At 68.4% G+C, this 7,242-nt stretch carries 4 protein-coding genes and 1 pseudogene; 1 reads left to right on the top strand and 4 read right to left on the bottom strand.

Annotated features, from left to right (window positions below; translation table 11 throughout):
• The 3 genes and pseudogenes from C3488_RS30220 to C3488_RS30210 all read right to left on the bottom strand — a co-directional run.
• Positions 1 to 390: pseudogene (locus tag C3488_RS30220) on the bottom strand (ABC transporter permease); the annotation flags it as partial.
• Complete coding sequence (locus tag C3488_RS30215; RefSeq protein WP_103844066.1) at positions 383 to 1,945, bottom strand: sugar ABC transporter ATP-binding protein; 1,563 nt, start codon at positions 1,943 to 1,945, stop codon at positions 383 to 385. The pseudogene C3488_RS30220 and the gene C3488_RS30215, both read right to left, overlap by 8 nt.
• A gap of 59 nt (positions 1,946 to 2,004) precedes the next feature.
• Positions 2,005 to 3,069: a sugar ABC transporter substrate-binding protein gene (locus C3488_RS30210; RefSeq protein WP_103844065.1), complete on the bottom strand. Its 1,065-nt coding sequence runs from the start codon at positions 3,067 to 3,069 to the stop codon at positions 2,005 to 2,007.
• A gap of 468 nt (positions 3,070 to 3,537) precedes the next feature.
• Here C3488_RS30210 and C3488_RS30205 point away from each other — a divergent pair, with 468 nt between their 5' ends.
• A complete protein-coding gene (locus C3488_RS30205) occupies positions 3,538 to 5,772 on the top strand; it encodes an alpha-L-fucosidase (RefSeq protein WP_103844064.1) in 2,235 nt (744 codons plus the stop codon).
• 178 nt (positions 5,773 to 5,950) lie between these two features.
• On the opposite strand, the gene C3488_RS30200 is transcribed toward C3488_RS30205, so the two are convergent.
• A complete protein-coding gene (locus tag C3488_RS30200; protein WP_103844063.1) occupies positions 5,951 to 7,237 on the bottom strand; it encodes an MFS transporter in 1,287 nt (428 codons plus the stop codon).
• Between the last annotated feature and the right edge of the window lie 5 nt (positions 7,238 to 7,242).

The raw sequence follows: 7,242 nt of genomic DNA, 5'->3' as shown, positions 1-7,242 counted from the left end.
GAGCGTGACGGGAATCGCCCATGCGCCGGGGAGGAGGCCGAGGCCGTGTCCCGCTCCGGCGGGGACGACGAGCCAGGCCGCGACGCCCGGTGCGAGGCCCATGGTGGACTCCAGCGACAGGTCCATCTTCTTGACGATCAGGATCATCGTCTGGGCCAGCACCAGCAGGGCGATCTCGGACATGGTCTGCAGGACGTTGATGAGGTTGTCCGCCTGCAGGAACACCGGGTTGACGATCTGGCCGACGATCGCGATGACCACGATGGCCGGGACGAGGGCGAGGTCGCGCAGCCGGGCGACCTGGAGCCGGCCGCCGAACAGGCCGGTGCGCCTGGCTTTCGGCTCCCTGGTCCCGGGGGCGGGGGTGTCCGCGAGGACGGTTTCAGGCATCGAGTTCCACTCCTTCCATCGCGGCCACCAGGTCGTGGTCGTGCCAGCCGCGGGCGATCTCTGTGGTCACCCGGCCCTGGAACATCACCAGGACCCGGTCGCACATGCGCAGGTCGTCGAGTTCGTCGGAGGCGATGAGCACTCCGGTGCCGGTCTCCGCGGTCTCCTCGACCTTGCCGAGGAGGAACTCCTTGGAGCGCACGTCCACGCCCGCGGTCGGGTTGATCAGGACCAGCAGCCGGGGGTCGTCGGCGAGCGCGCGGGCCATGACGACCTTCTGCTGGTTGCCTCCGGACAGCGAGGAGACGGGCAGGTCGGGTCCGGGCGTCTTGATCGCCAGGTTCTCGATCATCCCCTCGGCGAGCCGGTCGCGTCGGCTGCGGCTGAGGAATCCGTTCCTGCCGAGCCTGCGAGGCACGGACAGCGTGGCGTTGTCCGCGATCGACATGTCGGGCACGAAGCCCTGGTGGTGCCGGTCCTGCGGGACGAACCCGGCGCCTGCGGCGAGCGCGGCGGGCACGCTGCCGGGCCGCGGACGGTTGCCGGCGATCCTGACCTCACCGCTGTCGGCGGTCCGCAGTCCCACGACGGTCTCCGCCACCTCGGTACGTCCGCTGCCCGCTGCTCCCGCGAGCCCGACTATCTCCCCGGCACCGATCTGGAACGTGATGTCGCCGTAGGTCTCGCCGCTCAGGCCCTGGACGCTGAGCGCCGGCGTGACCGCCGTGTCGACGGTGCTCGCACGATCCCCGCGCCGGTCGGCCGCGGCCTCCCCGGTCATGGCGGCGACGAGCTCCGTGCGGGGGAGCTCCGCGACCGGGGCGGTCAGGATGTGGCGGGCGTCCCGGAACACCGTCACCATGTCGCAGATCTCGTAGATCTCCTGCAGGTGGTGGCTGATGAACAGGAAGGTCACGCCCTGGCGTTGCAGGTCGCGGATGCGGTCGAAGAGCCGGTTGATCGCGGCCGCGTCGAGCTGGGCGGTCGGCTCGTCGAGGATGATGAACCGGGCGCCGAAGGACAGTGCGCGGGCGATCTCCACGAACTGCCGCTGCTCCACACTGAGATCACCCGCGGGGGTCTGCGGGTCGACGTCCACGGACCAGGTCGACAGCAGGTCCCGTGCGCGGCGACGCACCCCCTGCCAGCTGATGAGGCGATGGCGGCCGCGGTCGTGCCGGTTCAGGAACAGGTTCTCGGCCACGGTCAGCGTGGGGATGATCGTCGACTTCTGGTAGACGCAGGCCACGCGCTGCCGCCAGGCGTCCCGGTCCGTGAGCCGCGGCGCCGGGTCGCCGCCGAAGGCCACCGTCCCCTCGTCCGGAGCCTGCAAGCCGGTCAGGACGGACACCAGGGTCGACTTGCCGGCTCCGTTGCGGCCGACGAGCGCATGGGTCTCGCCGGGCCTGATGGTGATCCCGGCGCCGTTCAGGGCCACTGTCGGACCGAATCGTTTGACAATGCCCGTCGCCTCGACGACGGGCGGATCCTCCCGGACCCGTCCGTCGTCCGCCGGGGCGGGTGCGGGGCGGAGTGCTGGTTCCCCGTCGCTCATCTCAACCGCCTTGGTGTGTTCGTCATTCGTCTTCGGGGCGTGTGATCAGCCGAGGTCGTTCAGCCGAGGTTGTTGCCCCACAGGGACTTGTCGTCGCTCTTGACGCTGGGCACGCCGCCGTAGGTGCCCCCGTCGGCGGTGACGAGCGGAGCCGAGAGCTGGTCCTCGAGCAGCCCGTCGCGGACCTTGACGATGGTGCTGTCGTGGTCGGTCTTGCCGGGCTGGAACTTCTTCCCGTCGATCGCGGCCTTCAGGTAGTACAGGGCGTACTTGGCGTAGAGGTCGGCCGGCTGGGAGACCGTGGCGTCGATCTGGCCCGCGGCGATGTCCTTCAGCTCCTCGGGGATGCCGTCGTTGGAGACGACGAACACGTGCTTCTTGTCCTTCGGGCCGACCAGCAGTCCCTTCTGCTTGAGGACTTGCAGCGTCCCGGACAGCGCGAAGCTGGACTGCATGTAGACGCCCTTGATGTCCGGGTTGGCGGTCAGGTCCGTCTGCAGCTTCTGCGCGGCGACCGCGCCGTCCCAGTTGGTGGCCTCACCGAAGACCTTGATGCCGGGGTAGTTCTTCTTCATGCAGTCGTTGAACGCCTCGGTGCGGTCACGGCCGTTGATGGAGGACAGGTCGCCCTGGAGCATGACGACCTTGCCCTTGCCCCCGAGCTTGGTGCCCAGGTACTGACAGGCCTTCTCGCCGTACGCGCGGTTGTCGGCCCGGACGACCATGTAGACGTTGCCGGTGTCCGGGCGGGTGTCGACGGTGACGACCGGGATCTTCTTCGCCTCCAGCTGCGACAGGGTCGGCGCGATGGCGGCGGTGTCCTGCGGGGCCATCGCGATGCCCTTGACGCCCTGACTGATGAACGTCTGGGCGTTGGCGGTGAGTTTGGCGACATCGTTCTGCGAGTTGGTGGTCTTCAGCGAGAGGCCGAGCTGCTTGGCGTACTCCGGCGTGTACTTGATGTACGAGTTCCAGAAGTCGGTGTCGGAACGGGGGTAGTCGACGCCGACCAGTGGTGCGCCGCTCGACGTGGAAGCGGTGCCCGAGCCACTGCTGCAAGCGCTGAGCAGCGCCAGGGCGGACAGGGCCGAGGCGGTGGAGCAGAGAGCGGTTCTGAGTCTCATCGGTGATTCCTCGCGCTGGTCCCGGAGCGGGAGACGGTTCGCAGGGCGACAGTCCCATGTCGCCGCGTCGAAGAGATGGGATGTATGTATAGGTGGCGACCGAGGGTGCTGTCTAGGTCTCGGGAGAAATCGCTGGAAAGTAGGTGGGCTCGGAGCTCGCTGTGGTGACCAGTCGGCTAAATAAATCCCATCAATGATGCGTGTCTGTGATGCGCCGACGGCGTGTCTGCGGACTTCCCGCGTGGCCTCGCCAGCCTCGTGTGGTGCGGAAACATTCCATGTCTGGCCTGGGAAAAACTGGACATAAAGTGCTAAACAGGCATGAAACCAAGGGTCAAGAGGTTGCTTTCATCCCTGCACGCCCGTTGACATCAGTACGTCACATGGTCGAACTTCGTGCGTAACGTCCGGCACTCCAGTGCCGCGGGCGTCGCGTCTTCCCTTGTCCCCCACTTCAGGGATGTCCTCATGTCGAGCTCGTTGAACAGACGCCAGTTCCTGGCCGGAGCCACATGCGTCGCGGCGGCCGCCATCGCCGGCGGCGGCCTCGGGGCCGGCGTCGCACAGGCGGCACCGAGCACCTACACACCGGCGTGGACCTCGGTCGACCAGCACCCGCCCGCCCCCGAGTGGTTCCAGGACGCCAAGTTCGGCATCTACTTCCACTGGGGCGTCTTCAGCGTTCCGGCCTATGGGAACGAGTGGTATCCGCGCAGGATGTACATCAGCGGCGACTCGTGCAACCAGCACCACATCGCGACCTACGGCGACCCGTCCGCGTGGCCCTACCACAACTTCATCAACGGGGCGAAGGACCTGGCGGGCAACTTCGTACAGTTCGCACCGAAGCTGAAGTCGGCGGGCGGGAACTTCGACCCCGACGCGTGGGCGCAGCTGTTCGTCGACGCGGGCGCGAGGTTCGCCGGACCGGTCGCCGAACACCACGACGGCTTCTCCATGTGGAACAGCCAGGTCAACGAGTGGAACTCGGTCGCCAAGGGCCCGAAGCTCAACCTGCTCCAGCTGTTCACCGACTCCATCCGCGGCAAGGGGCTGAAGCTCCTGGTGGCCATGCACCACGCGTTCAACTTCAACGGCTACTACGACCACGTGCCGGCGCAGTCCGACCCGAGCCTGCAGAAGCTGTACGGGCAGCTGGGCACCACGGCGGAGAACCAGCTGTGGTACGACAAGCTCAAGGAGGTCATCGACCTCGCCCAGCCCGACATCCTCTGGGAGGACTTCGACCTGTCCAAGGTCGACGAGACCCAGCGGCTGAACTTCCTGTCGTACTACTACAACCAGGCGAACACCTGGGGTCGCGAAGTCGTCGCCACCTACAAGGACGGCTTCAACAGCCACGGCGAGGTCTTCGACTACGAGCGTGGCGGCCCCGCCGACATCACCGCCCCCTACTGGCTCACCGACGACAGCATCTCCAGCTCCAGCTGGTGCTACACCAACGGCATCGGCTACTACAGCACCCAGCAGATGCTGCACTCACTGATCGACCGGGTCAGCAAGAACGGCAACATGCTGCTCAACATCGCCCCGATGGCCGACGGCACGATCCCCCAGGCACAGAAGGACATCCTCCTCGGCATCGGCGACTACCTGAAGCGCTTCGGCGAGTCGATCTACTCGACCCGGGCCTGGACGGTGTACGGCGAAGGTCCCACGCGGATGGGCGGCGGGTCCTTCACCGCCCCGCAAGCCGGCACCGCGCAGGACATCCGCTTCACCCGGAACAAGAACAACACCGTCCTGTACGCCACGGTCCTCGGCTGGCCGGGGAGCACGCTGACGATATCGACGCTCAACTCGGCCCGGATCAACGTCGGTTCCCTGGCCTCGGCGCAGCTGCTGAACCCCACCGCCGGCACCTACACGAACCTGCCCACGCCGACGCAGGACTCGGCCGGGCTGCACGTGACCCTGCCGTCGTCGTCTGCGCCGTTCTCCGCCCTCGCCTACGTCGTGAAGCTGACCTTCTCCGGCCGGATCCCGACCCTGCAGCCACTGTCCGGGGCCGTGGTCTACCAGGACGTCAACTACTCCGGCGCCTCCTCCGTGCTCCAGATCGGCTCCTACAACGCCGACCAGCTGACGCTCGCCGGCCTGCCCAGCAGGAGCCTGTCGTCGCTGAAGCTGGCCCCCGGTTACCAGATCATCGGCTACTCCGGTGACAACTTCACCGGCACCGCCTGGACCTTCACCTCCGACAACGCCGACCTGCGAGGCACCGGCAACAACGACGCCGTCGTGTCGATGAAGGTGCAGCTCAACCCCGCGGCGTGGTTCAGGATCACCAACGTCACCGACGGGCTGGTGCTGGACAGCGGCGGGAACGTCCCCAGCGGCTCCAACCTCAAGCAGTGGACCTGGAACGGCAGCACCAACCTGCAGTGGCAGGCCGTCGAGCTCGGCAACGGCTACTACAAGCTGGTCAACCGCGCCAACGGCATGGTCGCCGACGGCGGGGGCGCCACCACGAACGGCTCCGCCGCACTGGAGGCGACCTGGAACGGTGGCACCACCCAGCAGTGGCAGCTCAAGTACCAGGGTGACGGCAAGTACTGGATCGCCAACCGCGCCACCGGCCTCGTCCTCGACGGCGGCGGCAACGTGCCCTCGGGCTCCGTGACCAAGCAGTGGTCCGGGAACAGCAGCACCAACCTGCTGTGGACCTTCACGGCCCTCTGACCCTCGCCCCGGCATGACAAGCGGCTGCGGCGGGTCAGCCATGCGCTCCCCGGCGCAGCCGCGTTCGCCTGTGGGCCCGCCGTAGCTGCGGGCCTTCGTTCTCGACGGAAGGCCCGCACAGCCACGCCCGCCGCCCAGCCGCCCCTCCGCGGGAACCCCTGCCACGGTCGCGTGGCCCTCAGGGCTTCGCGACCGTGCCCTCGTCGCGTTGGGGACGGCGGGGGAGCAGCCCTACCGCCAGGGCGGGGACGGCGGCGAGGACCAGCCACGGGACGGCGGCCGGGAGGCCCAGGTCGAGCAGGGAGCCGGTGGCCGAGCTGCCGACGAGGACGATCAGACCGGAGACCGAGTACAGCGCACCGATGTAGAGGCCGATGCGGCCTTCCTCGGCGAGGTCGGGCACCCAGGCGCGGGCGGCCGGCGTCACCAGCATCTGGCCGAGGGTGAGCAGGACGACGAAGCCCGCGCACGGCAGGAGCCCCTCGGTTCCCGTCCAGCCGGCCGGGTGGGCGGCGGCCACCACGGCGAAGCCGGCGGCGATGAGCAGCAACCCGTAAGCCATGGAGCGGCGCAGGTCGAGTCGGTCGCCGGCCCAGCGGGTGACCGGGAGCTGAGCGGACACGACCAGCAGCGAGGAGAGCCCGAACAGCCAGGACAGGGCCGCCTGCGAACCCGTCGCACGCTGCACCTCGTCCGGCAGGGCCAGGTAGAGCTGGTTGTAGGCGAGCAGGTAACTGCCGTACGCGCAGCACAGGGCGAGGAACCGGCGGTTGCGCACCATCGCGCGCATCCCGCCCCGCTGCCGGGTGCGGACCCGGCCGGGGATGTGCTGCGGCATCAGCCACGCATGCCCGGCGAGGACGAGGACGAAGACCCCGGCCCCGGCGAGGCAGGCGGTACGGAAGTCCACGGCGAGCAGCAGCGCGCCGATCAGTGGGCCGACGAAGGCGCCGGCCTGGCCCGCCACGCTGAACAGGGCGAGGACCCGGGTACGCGGGCCGTGGCCCTCCTGCTCCCAGACCACCGCCTGCCGGGCCACCTCGGACTCCACGGCGGGGGAGAAGAGCGCAGCGGCGAGACCGATCACGACCACCGCTCCGATCACGGCCCAAGCCGCCTGCGCGTACCCGAGCCAGGCGAACCCGGCGATCCGCAGCGCACAGCCGACGAGGACGACCGGACGTACGCCGTAGCGGTCGACGAGCCCGCCGCCGACCAGGAACAGCCCTTGTTGGCTGAAAGTTCTGAGGCCGAGGACGAAGCCGACCATCCAGCCGGCCATGCCGATCGCGGTGCCGAGGTGTTCGGCGAGGAACGGCAGGACGGCGTAGAAGCCGACGTTGAAGGCGAGTTGGGTCAGGATCAGCAGTCGCAGCAGCGGTGAAAGGTTCTTCCAGGTCCGCTCGCGGCGGCGCTGCGGTGCGCGGGCGGTTCGGCGAGCCAGGACTCGGGAGATGGCGGTCATGTGGT

It is taken from the genome of Streptomyces sp. Ru72, assembly GCF_002920635.1.
GTDB lineage: Bacteria > Actinomycetota > Actinomycetes > Streptomycetales > Streptomycetaceae > Streptomyces.
This window is presented reverse-complemented; position numbering and strand designations above follow the sequence as displayed.